22 protein-coding genes are annotated in these 17,430 nt (G+C 51.8%); all 22 read left to right on the forward strand.

What is annotated here, in order from left to right:
* Window positions 1–280 precede the first annotated feature (280 nt).
* The 22 genes from flgB to flhB all read left to right on the forward strand — a co-directional run bounded on the left by flgB (window position 281) and on the right by flhB (window position 17,429).
* Entirely contained in the window at window positions 281–694 is a 414-nt protein-coding gene (gene flgB / locus M655_RS11755) for a flagellar basal body rod protein FlgB (protein WP_005834264.1), read from the forward strand.
* A gap of 2 nt (window positions 695–696) precedes the next feature.
* Window positions 697–1,155 (forward strand): flagellar basal body rod protein FlgC, encoded by a 459-nt coding sequence (flgC, locus tag M655_RS11760; RefSeq protein ID WP_005834262.1) that lies wholly within the window; start codon window positions 697–699, stop codon window positions 1,153–1,155.
* Between the two features lie 19 nt (window positions 1,156–1,174).
* Window positions 1,175–1,474, forward strand: a complete 300-nt coding sequence (fliE, locus tag M655_RS11765) for a flagellar hook-basal body complex protein FliE (RefSeq protein WP_005834260.1) — start codon at window positions 1,175–1,177, stop codon at window positions 1,472–1,474.
* Window positions 1,475–1,503: 29 nt separating this feature from the next.
* Entirely contained in the window at window positions 1,504–3,090 is a 1,587-nt protein-coding gene (fliF, locus tag M655_RS11770) for a flagellar basal-body MS-ring/collar protein FliF (protein WP_005834259.1), read from the forward strand.
* A 12-nt stretch (window positions 3,091–3,102) separates the two neighbouring features.
* Entirely contained in the window at window positions 3,103–4,116 is a 1,014-nt protein-coding gene (gene fliG / locus M655_RS11775) for a flagellar motor switch protein FliG (RefSeq protein WP_005834258.1), read from the forward strand.
* Window positions 4,100–4,918 carry a flagellar assembly protein FliH gene (fliH, locus tag M655_RS11780; RefSeq protein ID WP_007777769.1) on the forward strand — a complete coding sequence of 273 codons (819 nt, stop codon included), beginning with the start codon at window positions 4,100–4,102 and terminating at the stop codon, window positions 4,916–4,918. The genes fliG and fliH overlap by 17 nt, the downstream gene beginning before the upstream one ends.
* The gene (fliI, locus tag M655_RS11785; RefSeq protein WP_007777772.1) at window positions 4,915–6,234 is read left to right on the forward strand and encodes a flagellar protein export ATPase FliI; all 1,320 of its coding nucleotides are present in this window, start codon (window positions 4,915–4,917) and stop codon (window positions 6,232–6,234) included. Before fliH ends, fliI begins: the two co-directional genes overlap by 4 nt.
* A 1-nt stretch (window position 6,235) precedes the next feature.
* Window positions 6,236–6,682, forward strand: a complete 447-nt coding sequence (gene fliJ, locus M655_RS11790) for a flagellar export protein FliJ (protein ID WP_005834253.1) — start codon at window positions 6,236–6,238, stop codon at window positions 6,680–6,682.
* A gap of 12 nt (window positions 6,683–6,694) precedes the next feature.
* The gene (locus M655_RS11795; RefSeq protein WP_005834251.1) at window positions 6,695–7,609 is read left to right on the forward strand and encodes a MotE family protein; all 915 of its coding nucleotides are present in this window, start codon (window positions 6,695–6,697) and stop codon (window positions 7,607–7,609) included.
* A 64-nt stretch (window positions 7,610–7,673) separates the two neighbouring features.
* The gene (locus tag M655_RS11800; protein ID WP_026557322.1) at window positions 7,674–8,915 is read left to right on the forward strand and encodes a flagellar hook-length control protein FliK; all 1,242 of its coding nucleotides are present in this window, start codon (window positions 7,674–7,676) and stop codon (window positions 8,913–8,915) included.
* A 24-nt stretch (window positions 8,916–8,939) separates the two neighbouring features.
* Window positions 8,940–9,335, forward strand: a complete 396-nt coding sequence (locus tag M655_RS11805; RefSeq protein WP_005834248.1) for a TIGR02530 family flagellar biosynthesis protein — start codon at window positions 8,940–8,942, stop codon at window positions 9,333–9,335.
* Between the two features lie 102 nt (window positions 9,336–9,437).
* Entirely contained in the window at window positions 9,438–10,256 is an 819-nt protein-coding gene (flgG, locus tag M655_RS11810; RefSeq protein ID WP_007777776.1) for a flagellar basal body rod protein FlgG, read from the forward strand.
* 70 nt (window positions 10,257–10,326) lie between these two features.
* Entirely contained in the window at window positions 10,327–10,548 is a 222-nt protein-coding gene (locus tag M655_RS11815; RefSeq protein WP_005834244.1) for a flagellar FlbD family protein, read from the forward strand.
* Between the two features lie 14 nt (window positions 10,549–10,562).
* Window positions 10,563–11,018 carry a flagellar basal body-associated FliL family protein gene (locus M655_RS11820; RefSeq protein WP_005834243.1) on the forward strand — a complete coding sequence of 152 codons (456 nt, stop codon included), beginning with the start codon at window positions 10,563–10,565 and terminating at the stop codon, window positions 11,016–11,018.
* A gap of 41 nt (window positions 11,019–11,059) precedes the next feature.
* Window positions 11,060–12,055, forward strand: coding sequence for a flagellar motor switch protein FliM (gene fliM, locus M655_RS11825; RefSeq protein ID WP_005834241.1), 996 nt, complete (start codon window positions 11,060–11,062; stop codon window positions 12,053–12,055).
* A complete protein-coding gene (gene fliY / locus M655_RS11830) occupies window positions 12,048–13,409 on the forward strand; it encodes a flagellar motor switch phosphatase FliY (RefSeq protein ID WP_026557321.1) in 1,362 nt (453 codons plus the stop codon). The genes fliM and fliY overlap by 8 nt, the downstream gene beginning before the upstream one ends.
* A 38-nt stretch (window positions 13,410–13,447) precedes the next feature.
* Window positions 13,448–13,810: a response regulator gene (locus tag M655_RS11835; RefSeq protein ID WP_005834238.1), complete on the forward strand. Its 363-nt coding sequence runs from the start codon at window positions 13,448–13,450 to the stop codon at window positions 13,808–13,810.
* Window positions 13,810–14,490 (forward strand): flagellar biosynthetic protein FliO, encoded by a 681-nt coding sequence (locus tag M655_RS11840; RefSeq protein WP_026557320.1) that lies wholly within the window; start codon window positions 13,810–13,812, stop codon window positions 14,488–14,490. The genes M655_RS11835 and M655_RS11840 overlap by 1 nt, the downstream gene beginning before the upstream one ends.
* Window positions 14,487–15,248, forward strand: coding sequence for a flagellar type III secretion system pore protein FliP (gene fliP / locus M655_RS11845; RefSeq protein WP_005834235.1), 762 nt, complete (start codon window positions 14,487–14,489; stop codon window positions 15,246–15,248). The genes M655_RS11840 and fliP overlap by 4 nt, the downstream gene beginning before the upstream one ends.
* A 31-nt stretch (window positions 15,249–15,279) precedes the next feature.
* Complete coding sequence (gene fliQ, locus M655_RS11850) at window positions 15,280–15,549, forward strand: flagellar biosynthesis protein FliQ (protein WP_005834233.1); 270 nt, start codon at window positions 15,280–15,282, stop codon at window positions 15,547–15,549.
* A 3-nt stretch (window positions 15,550–15,552) separates the two neighbouring features.
* Window positions 15,553–16,335 (forward strand): flagellar biosynthetic protein FliR, encoded by a 783-nt coding sequence (fliR, locus tag M655_RS11855; RefSeq protein WP_025846110.1) that lies wholly within the window; start codon window positions 15,553–15,555, stop codon window positions 16,333–16,335.
* Window positions 16,332–17,429 (forward strand): flagellar biosynthesis protein FlhB, encoded by a 1,098-nt coding sequence (gene flhB, locus M655_RS11860; protein WP_005834229.1) that lies wholly within the window; start codon window positions 16,332–16,334, stop codon window positions 17,427–17,429. Before fliR ends, flhB begins: the two co-directional genes overlap by 4 nt.
* Window position 17,430: the final 1 nt, after the last annotated feature.

A 17,430-nucleotide genomic window follows, 5' to 3' on the forward strand; every position in this document is an offset into this window, starting at 1 on the left:
TACCCAGTTTCAACAATGTCCGACAAACCGCTTCCAGAAATTATCTATTGATTTTTTAGTGCTAGCCCACTTGTGACGCATTGAATATGGATTGCATGTCAAAACAAGTAAAAAACAGGGATTTAGTGCCATTGAATCATTTTGAAAGTCGCCATCAATAGGGGCTTTTTTCACTATTACGATTTTGCTATGATTGAATCGTAAATTGGATGTCGAAAATACAGGAATTATAGGCAGTTTTGTGGAAATGAATTGACACATAATTGGGGGAGAAGGCTATATGCTGGAGAGCTATCATCTGCAGGTCCTAGAGAGAGCGATGAATGCCGCGACGTTGCGGCACCGGACGATCGCGAACAATCTTGCCAACATCGATACCCCTCAATTCAAAAGTCAACAGGTAATTTTTGAGGGCTATCTGCAAGAGGAACTAAATGGGCAAATAGGAAATGGGAAGCTTGCGGCTTATCGCACCGATCAACGCCATATTCCATTTGGCAATGCCGGCGGGGTTGCAATGCCTCAAGTCGTTTCCAATCCGAATAGCTACGTGCAGAACAGCGGGAATGATGTCGATCTGGAAGCAGAGACAACAGAGCTGGCGAAAAACCAGATCTGGTACAGCGGCTTAACACAACTGACAGCAGGGCATTTCCAGAAGCTGCGCAGTGTCATTGAGGGTGGAGGGAAATAACGATGAGCTTGTTTCAAGGAATTAATACGAGTGCCTCTGCATTGACTGCCAATCGCTTGCGCCTGGATACGATCGCGTCGAATATTGCGAACGCAGAAACGACACGCGCGAGTTTTGTCGATGGCAAGTGGCAGCCGTACCGTCGAAAAATGGTCGAATTGTCACCCCGCTCGACCCAATCGTTCGACAGCTTTCTGCAGGCGGCAGTGGGAACTGTTTCTGGCAGTGGCGGAGAACAAGGGGTAAGAGTCACGGCCATTCAGGAGGACACCACGCCATTTAAACGCGTATATGACCCTGCTCATCCCGATGCGGATCAAGAGGGCTACGTGCTTTTGCCGAATGTCGATCCGATGAAGGAAATGGTCGACCTGATCTCGGCATCACGATCCTATGAGGCCAACGTGACAGCTTTAAACGCAAGCAAGGCGATGATGTTGAAAGCATTGGAAATCAAATAAAGCAGGTGAACAATAAAAGATGGACATAAACGCACTTTCCCAAACGGTTCCGGTTCGGACGCCTGTCGCAAACAAACTGCCAACGCCTGCCGAAGTGACAAAAGACTTTTCGTCGTACTTGACGGACGCGCTAAGCCAGGTGAATCAGGCTCAAGTAGAATCGGCAAATCTCGCAGATCGATTCGCTGCCGGAGAAATTACGGATGTGCATCAATTGACAGTCGCCGGACAAAAAGCTTCCGTGATGCTGCAATTGACCATGCAAGTCCGGAATAAAATGATCGAGTCCTACCAAGAAATCATGCGAATGCCGATTTGATTGTCGTTTTATCCAGTGAGAGGTGAATCATGAACGAACGTTTAGCTTTATACAGAAATCAGCTTACGTCTAAATGGAACCAGTTTTCCAAGAAACAAAAATGGATGATTGCCGGAATCTCGCTTTTTCTGCTAATTTCGCTGGGCTTATACATATACATCGCTTCTCAGCCGGTCTACAAGCCACTCTACGATCAGAGACTGAGCGAGCAAGAAATCGGCGCAATCAAAAAAGAACTTGAAGGCCAGCAGATTCCGTACCGGATTACGGGAAATGGGACAAGCATTGAAGTACCGGAAAAAATGGCACAGGATGTCATCGTCGATCTGGCCGCACAAGGAATCCCCAGCCAGGCAGGCATCAACTCTGAGATTTTTTCCAATACGCTCGGTGTTACCGACAGGCAATTCGATGTGATGAAAAAAGAAGCGTTGCAACAAGAGCTGCGCAAAATGCTCGAACGTGTGAAAGGCGTGCGCTCGGCACAAGTGATGATTACACTGCCGCAGGAAAGTGTTTGGGTGACAGAGACACCGGATACGGCAACGGCATCGGTCATCGTCGACGTGGAACCGGGTACGACGCTCGATCAAAAGCAGATTAACTCGCTGTATTTGCTCGTTTCCCGAAGCGTTCCGAAATTGCCGATGGACGCCATCGCGATTACGGACCAATACTCGAATCCGCTGGAACGCGCGGAAGGCAACGAAGCAGAAGGAACATTAAGCAGCTTCAAACAGCAAGAGGCAATCAAGTCCGAGGTTGAGAAGAAGATTCAACAAAACCTGTATAACTTGCTTGGAACGATTATGGGCCGAGACAAAGTGATTGTGCACGCATTTATCAAAATGAATTTTGATAAGGAAAACCGCGTGGAAAATCTCGTGGAGGCGCCCGACAAAGAGAACAACGAAGGACTTATCATCTCTTCTCAAAAATTATCAAAAGCTTTCTCGGGTCAAGGCCAACCGCCGGGGGGCATCGCCGGAACAGGCGCGAATGCAGTCCCCAACTACCCAGGGAACAATCCTCAGGGCAGCAACAGTCAGTATGAAGAACTGAATGATACCATTAACCGCGAAGTCAATCGAATCACGCGAAATGTTACACTAAGCCCGTACAAGATTGAAGATTTGACGATCAACGTAGGGGTCGAACCGCCGACTGGCGGAGAATTAGATGCTGCTACAATCGAAAGTATCAAACAGGTACTGCGCAATGTCGTCCGTGTGACACTGAGCGACAGAGCGACCGATTTGAGCGAAGAAGAACTGGACAAACACATTTCCGTTCTCCCACGTCAATTTTCTGGCAAAGTGGCTGTCGAAGAATCCAGTGCACTCAGCCCGGCTGTATTGTGGACCGTTGGTGGTATTGCCGTGCTGGCTCTCGCCGCTGTAGCCTTCCTCATCATCCGCAGACGCAACCAGGCGAAGCAGGAACAGGAAGAAGAAATGTCAGACTTGCTGGCTCCAAACCAACCTGCCGAAATTCCTGACTTGATCTATCAGGAAGATGGAGACCAGGTCGTGGTCAGAAAACAGCTTGAAAAATTGGCGCGAAGCAAGCCGGATGAATTTGTTGTTCTGCTTCGTACTTGGCTAGCAGAAGATTAAGGAGTGAAAGATATGGCTCGCGGCGCTAAAGAGTTGTCGGGAAGACAGAAGGCGGCTATCCTCCTCATCTCACTAGGGCCGGAAATCTCTGCCCAGGTGTTCAAGCATTTGCGTGAGGATGAGATTGAGCAGTTGACATTGGAAATTGCCAATGTGCGAAAAGTAGATACTGATGAAAAAGATAAAATCTTGGCTGAATTTCACCAAATCGCCGTAGCGAAGGAAGTCATTTCGCAAGGCGGCATTACGTACGCAAAAGAAATTTTGCAAAAAGCGCTGGGCGAGACGAAAGCGATGGATATCATCAATCGCTTGACGGCAAACCTGCAAGTGCGGCCGTTCGATTTTGCCAGGAAGGCAGATCCTGGTCAAATTTTAAACTTCATCCAAAACGAGCATCCGCAGACCATTGCACTGGTGCTTTCTTATCTCGAACCGCAGCAGGCTGCGATGATTTTGTCGGCTTTGCCGCAAGAGCGCCAGGCTGAGGTAGCGAAGCGGATTGCGACGATGGACAGCACTTCTCCGGAAGTGATCGCCCAGGTGGAGCAAGTCCTCGAGCAGAAGCTCTCGGCAACGGTGACACAGGATTATACGCAAGCTGGCGGGATCGAGGCAATCGTGGCAGTTCTCAATGGTGTCGATCGTGGGACGGAGCGCACGATTCTCGATTCTCTCGAAATTCAGGACCCCGAATTGGCCGAAGAAATCAAGAAGCGCATGTTTGTATTCGAAGATATCGCCACACTGGACAACCGCTCCATTCAGCGCGTCATCCGCGACGTGGAAAATGCGGATTTGCAGCTTTCGCTCAAAGTGTCCAGCGAAGAAGTTCGCGAAGTTATTTTCCGCAACATGTCCAAACGGATGGCGGACACTTTCAGAGAAGAAATGGAGTTCATGGGACCAGTTCGTCTGCGCGACGTCGAAGAAGCACAATCTCGTATCGTTGCGATTATCCGTCGCTTAGAGGAGGCTGGTGAGATCATCATCGCCCGCGGTGGAGGAGATGATATCATTGTCTAGGATCATTAAAGTGGCGAATTATCGGCCTTCAGAGGACTCTGTCCTCCTCTCGGTGACGCCTGTACCACCTAAGACGGAAAGTGATCCCGAAAGGTTGCAAAAAAATCTACAAATTTTTCAAGAAGCTGAAATAGAGGCCAAAACGATTCTGGCAGACGCGGAAGAAACCGCGCAAACCATTCTCCGCCAAGCGATAGAAGAGGCCGAACAACTGAAGCAGGAAGCCTCGCTGGAGATTCAGCAATGGTGGGAGCAGAAACAGCAGGAGGCTGCCCAGTTGTTCAGCTCGACGCAGGAGCAAGCGACGGCCGAAGGACACGAAAAAGGCTTTGCAGAAGGCAAGCAGCAAGCGTACGAGGAAGAGACGCAAGCACTCGCCGAGGCGCGTGCGATTCTGGAGCAGGCATACAGCAGCAAGCAGCAGATCATCGCGGAAGCAGAGCCGTTTTTGGTAGAGCTGGCCCTGGAAATCGCCAAAAAAATTATCGGACAGGAACTGCAGCAAAATCCGGAGCAGGTGCTGGAAATTGCGAAAAAAGCGCTGCGGCGCTCGCGAGTCCACGGCGAGATCACGATCTGCGTCAACCACAACTACTTCCATTACGTTTCCGAGCATCGCCCCCAACTGCTGGCGTTGCTGGAAGGACAGGCGGAGCTTTCCATCTATCCGGACTACACGATAGCAGATGGCGGCTGTGTCATTCGCACACAGCTCGGAAGCGTGGACGCACGGGTGGATACACAACTAGAAGAGATCAAACAAGCATTGCTTGCGATTGCCGGAGGAAGTGAGTCCCGATGAGCATCCTGGACATATCCAAGTACAGACAGGCGCTGTATGAGCTCGATCCGCTACGCGTGAACGGGAAAGTGACACAGGTGGTCGGCCTGACCATCGAGTCGCAAGGACCCGAAGTGAAGCTCGGCGAGATTTGCCATCTGTACCCGACGAACAGCAAAGAGCCGATTATCGCCGAAGTGGTTGGTTTTCGGGAAAACAAAGTGCTGCTGATGCCGCTTGGCGAGCTGACAGCCATCGGACCGGGCTGCGACGTTGTGGCGACGGGCCGATCGCTGGAAGTAAAAGTAGGGCCGGAAATACTCGGCTCGGTGCTGGATGGACTGGGCAGGCCGTATCAAGGGACGCTGCCGCTCGGACTGGCTTCCTATCCGACGAACAACCTCCCGCCGAACCCGATCCTGCGCCCGCGCATCAAGGAGCCGCTCAGCGTCGGCGTACGCGCCATAGACGGACTTTTGACGGTCGGAAAAGGACAACGTGTCGGCATCTTTGCCGGATCAGGGGTAGGGAAAAGTACTCTGATGGGGATGATCGCCCGCAATACGACGGCGGACATCAACGTCATCGGGCTGATCGGGGAGCGCGGACGCGAAGTCATGGAGTTTATTGAACGCGATCTGGGGGAAGAAGGGCTAAAGAGGTCTGTCGTCGTCGTCGCCACTTCCGACCAGCCGGCCATGATTCGCATCAAGGGAGCCTTGATTGCGACCTCGATCGCCGAATATTTCCGGGATCGCGGACTGAATGTGATGCTGATGATGGATTCTGTCACCCGGTTTGCCATGGCGCAGCGGGAAGTGGGACTAGCCATCGGAGAGCCTCCAGCCACACGCGGCTACACCCCGTCCGTGTTCGCCCTGATGCCGAAGCTGATGGAGCGGGCAGGAACGGCCGACAAAGGCAGCATCACGGCGTTTTACACGGTACTCGTCGACTCGGATGACATGAACGATCCGATTGCGGATACGGCGAGGGGAATTTTGGACGGACACATTGTCCTCGACCGGAAAATCGCACAAAAAGGCCATTTTCCTGCCATTGATGTGATGGCAAGCGTCAGCCGCGTCATGTCGGAAATCGTCTCGGACGAGCACAAGGAAGCCGCCAGACAGTTGAAAAAGCATCTGGCGACATTCCGGGAAGCGGAAGACTTGATTAACATCGGAGCGTACAAGCCAGGATCAAACCGCGACATTGATGCCGCGATCCGCTATAAAGACATCATTTCTGAGTTTACGGCCCAAGGCACACATGAGCCCTCGACCCTTCAAAGCGCAATCAAGGCGCTGTTAGCCCATTTCGGAGGAGTGAACTAGAGTGAAAGTGTTTCAGTTTCATCTCCAAAAAGTTCTGGATCTGAAGGAAAAAGAGAAAGAGCAGGCAGAGTGGGCATTTGGGAAATCGATTCAGCGCAAAAACGAAGAAGAGTGGAAACTTGTGCAATTGACTGAACAGCATGATGAGATGACCCATATGCTTGAGGAAGCGCAAATGCAGACGTGCAGCGCGGCGCAGCTTATCTCTATCGCGCAGTACCAGCAAGCGGTAGCCCGCTCGATTACGAGGCAGCAACGAACCTTGCGCGGGTGTGAGCAGGACGTGGAGCGCTGTCAGTCCCATTTGACCGAGAGAATGAAAGAGTCCCAGTTGTGGCAACGACTGCGGGAAAAATCTCTCCATCAATTTCTCGACGAGCAGAGACAGCGTGAGCAAAAAGAAATGGATGAGATCGGCACGCAGCTCTATCTTCGCCGCAGCAACTAAGGGAGGTACCAGATGGAAGAAATCCAAGAAGAACGGGAATACGGCAGGTTGGAATGGTTTTTTTACATGATCGTCATTCCTGCACTGTTTGCCAGCCTCCTTGGCGGCGTTCTCCTGAGCTTGCTGGGAGTGAACGTGCTAGGGAATGTTCTCCACTGGGCTAACTCCATACCGTACGTGGAAAAGCTCGTCCCGGACGAATACGACACGCTGTCCGGTGAGGAGGAAAAGAAAGAACCAGACACGGAGAAGCAAGTGGCGACCCTGCAGCAAGACCAGGCGAAAAATCAGCAGCAAATTTCCGCGCTGAAAGAAGAAGCAGCGAAAAAAGACGCCACGATTCAAGCGCTGGAAAAGCAGGTGCAAGACTTGAACAAGCTCATGGAGGAACAAAGAGCCAGCGAAGAGGAGCGGCAAAAGCAGTTTACGGACCTCGCCAAAGTGTACACGACGATGTCAGCGAAAAACGCAGCAGCCATCATCGAAAATTTGAGCCTGGACGAGTCTGTCGCGGTCATGACCAAAATGAAGCCCAATCAGCGCGCAGACATTTTGGCAAAGATGGACCCGAAAAAAGCGGCAGACATTTCGATACTGCTGAAAGATTCTGTTGTCAACAAGGACGACGACATTGCGGCCTTGCAACAGCGGGTTCAGGTGCTGACAAAGGCGCTTAGCGAGACGCGCAGCGGCTCTTCCTCCAGCGCAAACGACCAGGCACTGAGCGAGACATTCGCGCAGATGCCAGCAGAAGATTCTGCCGCGGTCATTCGCTCGCTCATGAGTACGAACAAGAGCAGAGCGCTTACCCTCTTAAAAGAAATGCCTGCGGACAAGCGGGCGCAAACACTCTCTGCGATCGCCAAGGAAGACAAAAAAGAGAAAGACAATCTGGCGGCACGCATCACAGAAGAGTTGCTTCGATAACAAAAAGCATGGCTTTTCGTTGTCGTTTCCATAAGCAACAAATCCAAAAGAGGAGGTGAACGAGATGAATGTAGCCAATCTGACTCCGCCAGTAGGTTCAGCCGGGAGCGTCACATCTGTCGGTGCTGCCACAGGCAATGGAGATGCTGGCATGGGGCAGTTGTTCTCTTTGCAAATGCTGCAAACTTTTGAAACGATGCTAGACTCCAAAGGGGCAGTTGCTTCTCCGGCAGGCTTGTCAGAGGAAGACCAGAAATTGCTCGATGAACTGATGGCGTTGATCGCTCAACTGCTTGCCGCAGGACAGCAAGGAAACGCAGAACTGAACGAGCAAGTAGGCGAAAAGGCAGCAGCGGTTGAACAGCTTTTGGGCAAAGTGTCCGGACAAGGCATGGAGCTTGCCTCGCAGGCTGGAGTGGATCTCAAGCAACTTTTGTCCAAGCTTTCGCAAAAGGAAGCATCTGCCGATGAGATGGACAAGCTGGCCGCACTTCTCGAAGCACTGAAGAACCAAAAAGGCAATGAAAGCAAAGCGAAGCATGGCGCGCTGCCGCTGCGCTCCGAGACGATTCCCAATCTAAATGCATCGCAGCAAGAAGCGTTCAAGACGATTTCGCCTTTGCGGATGAACCTCGGCCTGGCTGCCTACAAGCTGGAAGCGGGAGTATCTTCCCAACCGATCCAGCCGACGCTTTCCGGCAGTTTGCTGAATCAGGAAGGAAACCCGGAGGAATCGCTGCTGACGACAGCGAACCAAATTTCGGTTGTTTCCCAGCAAGCGCCTCAGACGCAAAGCGTGGCAAGTTTTCAACAGGCAGTCGGACAGACGCACCATGTGAACGCGAACCAATTGCCGCAGCAGCTTACCCAGCTTTTCGTTTCCAAGCTGCAACTAAGCGGCCATAACGGTGTGCATGAAGCACGGCTGATCTTGAATCCGCAGTCGCTCGGGCAGGTGGACGTGACGATTACTTCGCACAACGGGGTAATTACCGCCCAGTTCCACGCCGAGACACAGGCCGGAAAAGATTTGCTCGACAACCAGCTTCCGCAATTGCGGCTGGCTTTGACGCAGCAAGGCTTGCAGGTCGATCGTCTGGAGGTCAATCAACAGCAGGACACGGCATTCAGCTTCCAGCAACAGCGCGAGCAAGCCGGACAGCAGCGGGACAATCAGCAGCAACAGCAACAAAAACAGGCTGAACAAGAGTTTGCGCTAGAGGCGCTCGTAGACAGCAGTGAAACGAGCGAGTCGCTATGGAATCGCCTGCGGGAATCAGCCCGTGGAGTGGACGATCTCGTCTAGGGATGGAATGAAGGAGGAAGCAGCATGAACCATTTTCGTGTCGCGCAGCCCTATTTCCCTCCGAAACCGAATCACGTCACCAAAGCGGCTGCCCAGACAGCGCCGGGAGCCAGCAAAACGTTTCAACAGTACTTGACCGAATCGACGACTCCACATGCCAAAGCACAGCCACTTTCGTTCAGTCAGCATGCCATGAGCCGCCTGCAGCAACGTGGAATCGCGCTTGGAGGGCATCAGTTGGAACGTTTGGAGTCAGCGGTTCAAAAGGCAGCCTCCAAAGGGGCCAGAGAATCTCTCATCATTATGGATAACGTGGCTTATGTCGTGAGCATCGTAAATCGGAAAATCATTACCGCTGTGGACGATGGCAGCATGAAGGACAATGTATTTACCAACATCGACAGCGCCATCTTCGTATAAATGGCCTGTACGAGCGGGCTGGACCTCTCCGGAGGAAGCCTACGGGTTACCGAACGACAGAGGTAATCCAGACTTGTAAGAGAGCAGAGGAGGAGACAGATCATGCTTCGTTCCATGTATTCAGGTATCTCAGGTATGCGCGGCTTTCAAACAAAGCTTGATGTCATTGGGAACAACATTGCGAACGTAAATACGGTTGGCTTCAAAAAAAGCCGTGTCATGTTTCAAGATATTTTGAGCCAAAATGTGCAAGGTGCCGGCGCTCCGACCGACGGTGGAAAAGGCGGTACCAACCCGACCCAGATCGGTCTCGGTTCCTCGATCGCATCGATTGATACCGTGTTTTCGGCGGGAAGCCCGATGACGACAAACTTGCCGACAGACCTTTCCATTGAAGGCGACGCCTTTTTCATGGTGAGCCCGGATGACGGCGCGACGATCTACTACACGCGCGCAGGCAACTTCACCCGCGACTCCCAAGGCTTCCTGGTTAACCCGCAAGGACTGAAACTGTTGAACAGCGATGCTGCTCCGATCCAGATCAGCCAGGCTGACGGTGTCGTCTCCTACTCCATCGGCAAAGACGGCGTCATTACGACCGTAGACGATGCGGGCGCGCTTGCAGCCGACAACACGATTGGCGTCATGACGTTCAACAACCCGAGCGGTCTGAAAAAAGTCGGCAATTCGCTCTATGAAAACACGGTGAACGCCGGTGCTCGTGACGAAGACCCAATGACACCAGTTACTCCAGCAGATGCACGCGTGAGCATCATTGCCGGTCAACTGGAAATGTCCAACGTCGACCTCTCTGAAGAGTTCACGGAAATGATCGTGGCGCAGCGCGGCTTCCAGGCGAACTCGCGGATCATTACGACGTCCGATTCCGTTCTCGAGGAACTGGTGAATCTGAAACGATAACTTCTTGCAGTGGATTAGGCGGGGAAGCGATTTACTCCTTCCCCTGTTTAATCCCGAAAAGGAGCACACGATGATTAAACTGACCCGTTTTAACGGCACTGCGTTTTATCTGAACATCACTCACATCGAAACGGTTGAAGCAACACCCGATACCGTGATTACGTTGTTCAACGACAGGAAGTACATCGTGAAGGATTCCGTAGAGTCCATCGCTGAACGTGTTCAGGCTTTTTATCAAAACGCTCATCCGATAGCGACTGCACCCAAGCTGCCGGACGATTTAAATGAATAGCGGGAGGCATTGCGATGTTTCAAAATCGTTTGTTTAACATGGCTCTAATTATCATCATCGCGATTTCGCTACTGGGAGTCATCTCGTTTGTGCTCTGGCAAACGTATCTCTCTCCGGCCGCGCAGACGGCCAGCTCCGAAGAAAAAGAAGTGAAGCCTTTGTCAGCGAAAGAAATGCAGGAGTACTCCGTAGATACTGGCGAGATCACAACCAATTTGCTGACGAACAATTACATGATTGTGCGCTTCAGCATTACAGCGGACAGTGCAGATGCCAAAACGGAACTGGAGCAGCGATTGCCACAGGTCAATCAGGTGATTATTAAAACGTTGGCTGGCCTGACACCAGAAGACATAAAAGGAACCGAAGGCGTAAACAAGCTGGAAGCGAAAATCATGAATGAAATCAGCTCCCTGATGCAAGAAGGCAAAATCGTGCAAGTCGTGACGACCAAGCGGGTCTTGTCCTAGGGAAGCGATCACACGGATACATAGCAAGGAGGTGACGACATATGGCCGAGGTTCTCTCACAAAGTGAGATTGACGCGTTGTTGGCCGCTCTATCATCTGGTGAGATGGATGCCAACGAGCTGAAAAAAGAAGAGACTGAGCGCAAAGTCAAAGTGTATGATTTCAAACGCGCGTTGCGGTTCTCCAAAGACCAGATCCGTGGCTTGACACGAATCCATGAGAACTATGCGAGGCTGTTGACTACTTATTTTTCAGCTCAGCTCCGTACCTTCGTGCAAATTACGGTTGCCTCCGTCGATCAATTGCCGTATGACGAATTTATACGCTCCATTCCCAAGATGACCATCTTGAACATCTTCGAAGCTCCTCCTTTGGAAGGACGAATGGTCTTGGAGGTCAATCCAAACATCGCCTATACCATGCTGGATCGGCTTCTTGGTGGCCAGGGTGCAATCCCGGAAAAAATGGGTGCACTTACGGAAATTGAAACAACGGTGATGGAGCGAGTATTCGGCAAGGCGCTGGATACATTCCACGAGGCATGGAAGCAAATTATTGAGCTTGATCCGTACCAGGAAGGACTGGAAATGAATCCCCAGTTCATGCAGATTGTCTCGCCAAACGAGATTGTCGTCGTAATCTCGTTCAGTACGAAAATCGGGGACACGACAGGAATGATTAACCTTTGTCTGCCTCACGTCGTACTGGAGCCGATCATGACCAAGCTTTCCGGTCAGTACTGGTTCTCCAAGCAGAAAAAGACACGGGATGAAGATGAACGCCTGCGTGTCGAAGAACGAGTAAAGGTGGCCAAACTGCCGATCATTGCGGAAATGGGGACGGCTACGATTACCGTCGGCGATTTTCTGGCGCTGCAAAAAGGCGATGTCATCCAGTTGGATCAGTCGCTTGACAGCAAGCTGAAGATCAAGATAGGCGATCAGTTGAAGTTCCTGGGGCAACCGGGTACGCTCAAAGGCAGAATGGCCGTGCAGATTGATGAAGTCATAGAGGAGGGGGAGGACCAAAATGAGTAGAGATATGCTTTCTCAAGACGAGATTGACGCGCTACTTCGCGCGAACAACTTGGTTGAGGACGAAGAGGAAGCAAAGCCCGCGGAGAGTCAGAATGTGGCTGATTTTCTTTCCCCGTTTGAACAGGACGCGCTTGGCGAAATCGGAAATATCTCCTTCGGCAGCGCCGCAACCGCGTTATCCACTTTGTTAAGCCAGAAAGTCGACATTACCACGCCGACCGTTTCCGTTGTCAACGTGGATGAGTTGGAAAGCGAGTTTCCAATTCCTCATGTGGCGGTCCACGTCGAGTACACGGATGGCTTCAAAGGGATCAACCTGTTGGTCATTCGGATGGAAGATGCGGCGGTAATCGCAGACCTGATGATGGGGGGAGATGGCAAGCCTGCCGATACGGAAATGTCCGAGCTGCACATCAGCGCAGTCCAGGAAGCGATGAACCAAATGATGGGTTCAGCGGCGACATCCATGTCCACGATCTTCAACCAGTTCATCAACATTACACCTCCGGGCATCGACGTGATGGACTTGGCGCAGGGCAAGGGCGGAGACAGCTTCTCCGACGATGACAGCCCGCTGGTGAAAGTCTCCTTCCGCTTGAAAGTCGGCGAACATGGCGAGTTGATTGACTCGAATATCATGCAGCTTTTGCCGCTTTCTTTTGCGAAGAAAATGATTGACCGACTGGTGGGAGGCTCGGATGACGAGGCAGCCGCAGCACTTGTAGCCGAGACGGAAATGCCGTCTATTCCGGCCCCGAGCGCGTCCGCTCCACCGCCAGCCCAGCCTGTGCAGCAGGAGCCTGTACAGAGCCCCGTACCGCCTGTAGCGCCGCCGCCTCCTGCACAGCAGCCGATGCAGCAGCCACCGGCTGGATATGCTCCGCCGATGGGTTATCCGGGGCAACCGATGTATCCGGACCCATACGCGCAATATGCGATGCCGCCGGGGTATGCTCCGTATCCGGGCGTTTACCAGCAACCGCCTATGGCTCCGCCAGCGCCGCAGCATTTCGGAAGCCCGGCAGCCAACCAGGCAAATGTCGTGCCAGCGCAGTTTGCACCGCTTGGCGCGTCCCCGATGTACACAGGAGAACTGCAAAATTTGAATCTCTTGCAAGACATTCCGCTGCAAGTAACGGTGGAGCTGGGACGTACCAAAAAGTTGATTAGAGAAATTCTTGACTTGTCTGCCGGATCCATCATACAGTTGGACAAGCTGGCAGGTGAGCATGTAGACATTTTGGTCAATAACAAGTTGATTGCCAAAGGCGAGGTTGTCGTCATCGACGAGAATTTCGGTGTCCGCGTCACCGATATCATCAGCCAGTTTGATCGTGTTCAAAAATTGCAATAAACCACAAATCAAGAGCAAGTATTGGGGAGGATCTATTCATGTCAAACAAAGTATTGATCGTTGATGATGCAGCATTCATGCGTATGATGATTAAGGAGATTTTGTCCAAAAACGGCTACAGCGTCGTAGGGGAAGCAAGCGATGGAGCACAGGCGGTTGAGAAGTACAAGGAATTGGGACCAGATTTGGTGACAATGGACATTACCATGCCGGAAATGGATGGCATTTCTGCTCTGAAAGAAATCAAAAAGCTCGATCCGAACGCACGCGTCATCATGTGCTCCGCGATGGGACAACAGGCCATGGTTATTGATGCGATTCAGGCGGGCGCGAAAGATTTCATCGTAAAACCATTCCAGGCAGATCGCGTGCTGGAAGCGATCAAAAAGACTTTGAGCTAATGATGAAGATCCGGAATGCAGGGACGAGGCTTTTGTGGATCTTCAGTCTGATCCTCGTGCTGTTTGTCTCCGCCCTGCCCATTGCCGTCCATGCGGAAGGTACTGTAGCCGATGCGTACAACCAAGGGAATACAGACAAGAGCAATGCGCCCGCCGGCGGCGAACAGCCGGCGGCCATTCCGGGCAGCGGAACAGGCAGCATGATCGGTTATTTGGTGCAAGTCATTTTTTCACTCGGCTTTATCGCTGTTCTTATCTTTTTCCTGCTCCGTTTTCTCGGGCGACGCCAAGTCGGGCAAAGCCAAGGACCGATCAAAATTATCAGTGCGGCAGCCCTTGGCAACGGGAAGACGCTGCAGGTGGTCATGATCGGAGAGTCCTTGTACATTGTGGGAGTGGGAGAGAATGTCCAACTGCTTCGCCGCATCGAACCGGGGGAAGAGGTGGACCTGATCTTGGCCGATGCGGAAATCGCACCGATCAAAAACCCGTTATCGCTGAACTGGCTGCCATTCAGCAAAAAGAAGCAGGCTGACGAAGAGTTGCTGTTTTCTTCGGATGTGGACGGAAAAACCTTTCAGGAGCTTTTGAAAGGGCAGTGGGACAACGTGAAAAATCGACCACTCAACTCCGACTTGTGGGACAAAGAGGAAGTTTCCGACAGAGGGGACCGAAAATGAAATATTTTTTACAGGTGCTTGTGCTTGTTGCCGCAGTGCTCGCGGTACCGGAGATGGCGGCAGCCGCGCCAGGAGGAACACCGCTAATTCCGAGCATTGACTTGCAAATCGGCGGCGGCACTGGGACACCACAGGAGACATCCTCAGCGATTCAGTTGTTGCTGATCTTGACTGTGCTCTCAGTGGCACCAGCTATCTTGTTGTTGATGACGAGTTTTACGCGAATTGTCATTGTCTTGTCGTTTGTGCGAAATGCCTTGGCGACCCAGCAAATGCCGCCCAACCAGGTGCTGGTGGCGCTCGCTTTGTTTCTGACGTTTTTCATCATGGCCCCGACTTTGGGCAAAGTGAATGAAACGGCCGTGCAACCATTTATGCAGGGCAAGCTGACGCAGCAGCAGGCATTCGATGCGGCGGTCATTCCGTTCAAGGAATTTATGGCCAAGCAGACGCGCGAAAAAGATTTGGCGCTGTTTTTGGAATTTACGAAAGCGGAGCGACCGAAGACGATTCAGGATATTCCGCTTACTGTTCTCGTACCTGCCTATGCGATCAGCGAGCTGAAAACGGCCTTTCAGATCGGCTTTATGATCTTCATCCCGTTTCTGGTCATCGACATGATTATCTCCAGCATTTTGATGGGGATGGGGATGATGATGCTGCCGCCGGTCATGATTTCGCTGCCGTTCAAAATTTTGCTGTTCATTATGGTAGACGGCTGGTACTTAGTAGTGAAATCCCTTTTGACCAGTTTTTAGCGACATTCCGAAGGGACCAGGAGGTTAGAGCATGACACAGGAATTACTGATGCAAATTGCCCAAAGCTCTGTTTACACCATCCTGCTGGTTTCGGCGCCCGCGCTCGGGATCGCCTTACTGGTCGGGTTGATGGTCAGCGTTTTTCAGGCAACCACGCAAATTCAGGAGCAGACGCTCGCATTCATTCCGAAGATCGTCGCCGTGTTTATTATCATTTTGGCGGTAGGACCGTGGATGCTGCGCGTCATGCTAGATTTTACGATGGGGATCTTCGGAAACCTGCATCGTTTTGTCGGATAGCGTATGAGCCTTTATCTCACGTATTTGCCTGTTTTCTTGCTGGTGTTTGTCAGAATGAGCGCCTTTTTTGTAGTGGCTCCCTTTTTCGCGATCAGGGGCGTGCCTGCCCAGTTCAAAATCGGCTTGGCCTTCATCGTCGCCTTGATTAGCTTTCAAGCGTTGCCGGTGCAAGGACAGATTCCGCTGGATTTGACGTTTATGCTCTATGTGATAAAGGAAGCGCTCGTAGGCTTGATTCTCGGCTATATTTGCGAGCTGATGTTTGTCGCTGTCCAGGTTGCCGGAGGGCTGATGGACATGCAAATGGGCCTGGCCATGGCGAACGTGATCGACCCGAAAACGGGCGCCTACATCCCTGTGACGGGGAACTTCAAGAATATCTTGGCGATTTTGTATTTTTTTAGCATCAACGGACATCACATGCTGCTGCGCGGGATCATGAGCAGCTACCAGGCGATTCCGGTGGATCGCATGTGGGCCGCTTTTGGCAGTGAAAGCGCGATGATGACAGCGGTCAAAGTGTTTCAGAACATGTTTTTGAGCGCGTTTTTGATGGCGGCGCCAATCGTGGTCGCGCTGTTTTTGGTAGACCTCTCTCTTGGTATTATCGCCAAATCTGTCCCGCAGTTTAATATTTTTGTGGTCGGCTTGCCGATCAAACTGCTTGCCAGCTTTCTGCTCTTGATCGTTGTCATGCCCGCCTTTTTACTGACGTTAAACGGACTGTTTGACAACATGTTCCGGGCACTCGCAGAAATGATGAAATCGCTCGGAGGATCACCATGACGCAGATGAGGTTCCTTTACCCCGTAGACCTGCAGTTTTTTAGCGGCGAAAAAACGGAGAAGGCGACTCCCAAGAAAAAGGAGGATGCCCGAAAAAAGGGGCAGGTGGCGAAAAGCCAGGATCTCTCTCCTTCCATCGTATTGACTTCGTTCTTTTTTTTGCTGATGATGCTCGGGCCTTCCATGCTCAGTACGTTCCAGAACCTGATGCGAGAAGCGCTTATCACGTTTACGAGCTGGCAGTTGAACGAAGAGAATCTGAAAGTCATCGTCATGTCGATGGCCTTCGAGGCGCTGAAAATCGTGGGCCCTGTACTGGGGCTGGCCTTTCTGGTCGCCTTCGCCGTCAATTACATGCAGGTGGGCTGGATGATTAGTACGGAGCCGCTGCAGATGAAGCTGGAGAAGCTGGACCCGATCAAAGGAGCCAAACGCATTTTCTCCATGCGCTCCCTCGTCGAATTGCTGAAATCGCTATTGAAAATCAGTGCTTGCATGTATGTGGCTTACGTCATTTTATGGAGTGCAAAAGAACAAGTCACCCAGCTTTCCTTGCTCTCGCTGGGGAGCGTCCTGTCTTTTACAGGAACTGAAGTAACCAAACTCGGAATTTACATCGGTTTGCTGCTGTTCATTCTGGCGATTATGGATTACGCCTATCAACGGTATGAACATGAAAAGAATTTGCGGATGTCCAAACAGGACATTAAAGACGAGCACAAGCAGGCGGAAGGGGACCCGCTAATCAAAGGGAAAATTCGCGAGAGGCAGCGGAGCATGGCGCTGCGTCGGATGATGCAAGAGCTGCCGAAAGCGGACGTCATCATTACGAACCCGACCCACTTTGCCGTCGCAATCCGCTACGATGCCAGTGCAATGAGCGCCCCTACGGTAGTGGCAAAAGGCCAGGATTACCTGGCGCTGAAAATCAGAGAGGTGGCCAAGAAGCACCGGATTGTTACGATGGAAAACAAGCCCCTGGCCCGGGCTCTCTATAGTCAGGTTGAAATTGGACAACAAATTCCCGAAGAGATGTTTAAAGCGGTCGCGGAAGTCCTCGCGTACGTCTACAAGCTGCAAGGGAAAGTGAAATAAC

Source organism: Brevibacillus sp. NSP2.1 (assembly GCF_000470975.2).
GTDB lineage: Bacteria > Bacillota > Bacilli > Brevibacillales > Brevibacillaceae > Brevibacillus > Brevibacillus agri.

Bases quoted from the DNA above. Each gene is read 5' to 3' on its own strand.
- flgB (WP_005834264.1), top strand. From the start codon at position 281: ATGCTGGAGAGCTATCATCTGCAGGTCCTAGAGAGAGCGATGAATGCC.
- flgC (WP_005834262.1), top strand. From the start codon at position 697: ATGAGCTTGTTTCAAGGAATTAATACGAGTGCCTCTGCATTGACTGCC.
- fliE (WP_005834260.1), top strand. From the start codon at position 1,175: ATGGACATAAACGCACTTTCCCAAACGGTTCCGGTTCGGACGCCTGTC.
- fliF (WP_005834259.1), top strand. From the start codon at position 1,504: ATGAACGAACGTTTAGCTTTATACAGAAATCAGCTTACGTCTAAATGG.
- fliG (WP_005834258.1), top strand. From the start codon at position 3,103: ATGGCTCGCGGCGCTAAAGAGTTGTCGGGAAGACAGAAGGCGGCTATC.
- fliH (WP_007777769.1), top strand. From the start codon at position 4,100: ATGATATCATTGTCTAGGATCATTAAAGTGGCGAATTATCGGCCTTCA.
- fliI (WP_007777772.1), top strand. From the start codon at position 4,915: ATGAGCATCCTGGACATATCCAAGTACAGACAGGCGCTGTATGAGCTC.
- M655_RS11795 (WP_005834251.1), top strand. From the start codon at position 6,695: ATGGAAGAAATCCAAGAAGAACGGGAATACGGCAGGTTGGAATGGTTT.
- M655_RS11800 (WP_026557322.1), top strand. From the start codon at position 7,674: ATGAATGTAGCCAATCTGACTCCGCCAGTAGGTTCAGCCGGGAGCGTC.
- M655_RS11805 (WP_005834248.1), top strand. From the start codon at position 8,940: ATGAACCATTTTCGTGTCGCGCAGCCCTATTTCCCTCCGAAACCGAAT.
- flgG (WP_007777776.1), top strand. From the start codon at position 9,438: ATGCTTCGTTCCATGTATTCAGGTATCTCAGGTATGCGCGGCTTTCAA.
- M655_RS11815 (WP_005834244.1), top strand. From the start codon at position 10,327: ATGATTAAACTGACCCGTTTTAACGGCACTGCGTTTTATCTGAACATC.
- M655_RS11820 (WP_005834243.1), top strand. From the start codon at position 10,563: ATGTTTCAAAATCGTTTGTTTAACATGGCTCTAATTATCATCATCGCG.
- fliM (WP_005834241.1), top strand. From the start codon at position 11,060: ATGGCCGAGGTTCTCTCACAAAGTGAGATTGACGCGTTGTTGGCCGCT.
- fliY (WP_026557321.1), top strand. From the start codon at position 12,048: ATGAGTAGAGATATGCTTTCTCAAGACGAGATTGACGCGCTACTTCGC.
- M655_RS11835 (WP_005834238.1), top strand. From the start codon at position 13,448: ATGTCAAACAAAGTATTGATCGTTGATGATGCAGCATTCATGCGTATG.
- M655_RS11840 (WP_026557320.1), top strand. From the start codon at position 13,810: ATGATGAAGATCCGGAATGCAGGGACGAGGCTTTTGTGGATCTTCAGT.
- fliP (WP_005834235.1), top strand. From the start codon at position 14,487: ATGAAATATTTTTTACAGGTGCTTGTGCTTGTTGCCGCAGTGCTCGCG.
- fliQ (WP_005834233.1), top strand. From the start codon at position 15,280: ATGACACAGGAATTACTGATGCAAATTGCCCAAAGCTCTGTTTACACC.
- fliR (WP_025846110.1), top strand. From the start codon at position 15,553: ATGAGCCTTTATCTCACGTATTTGCCTGTTTTCTTGCTGGTGTTTGTC.
- flhB (WP_005834229.1), top strand. From the start codon at position 16,332: ATGACGCAGATGAGGTTCCTTTACCCCGTAGACCTGCAGTTTTTTAGC.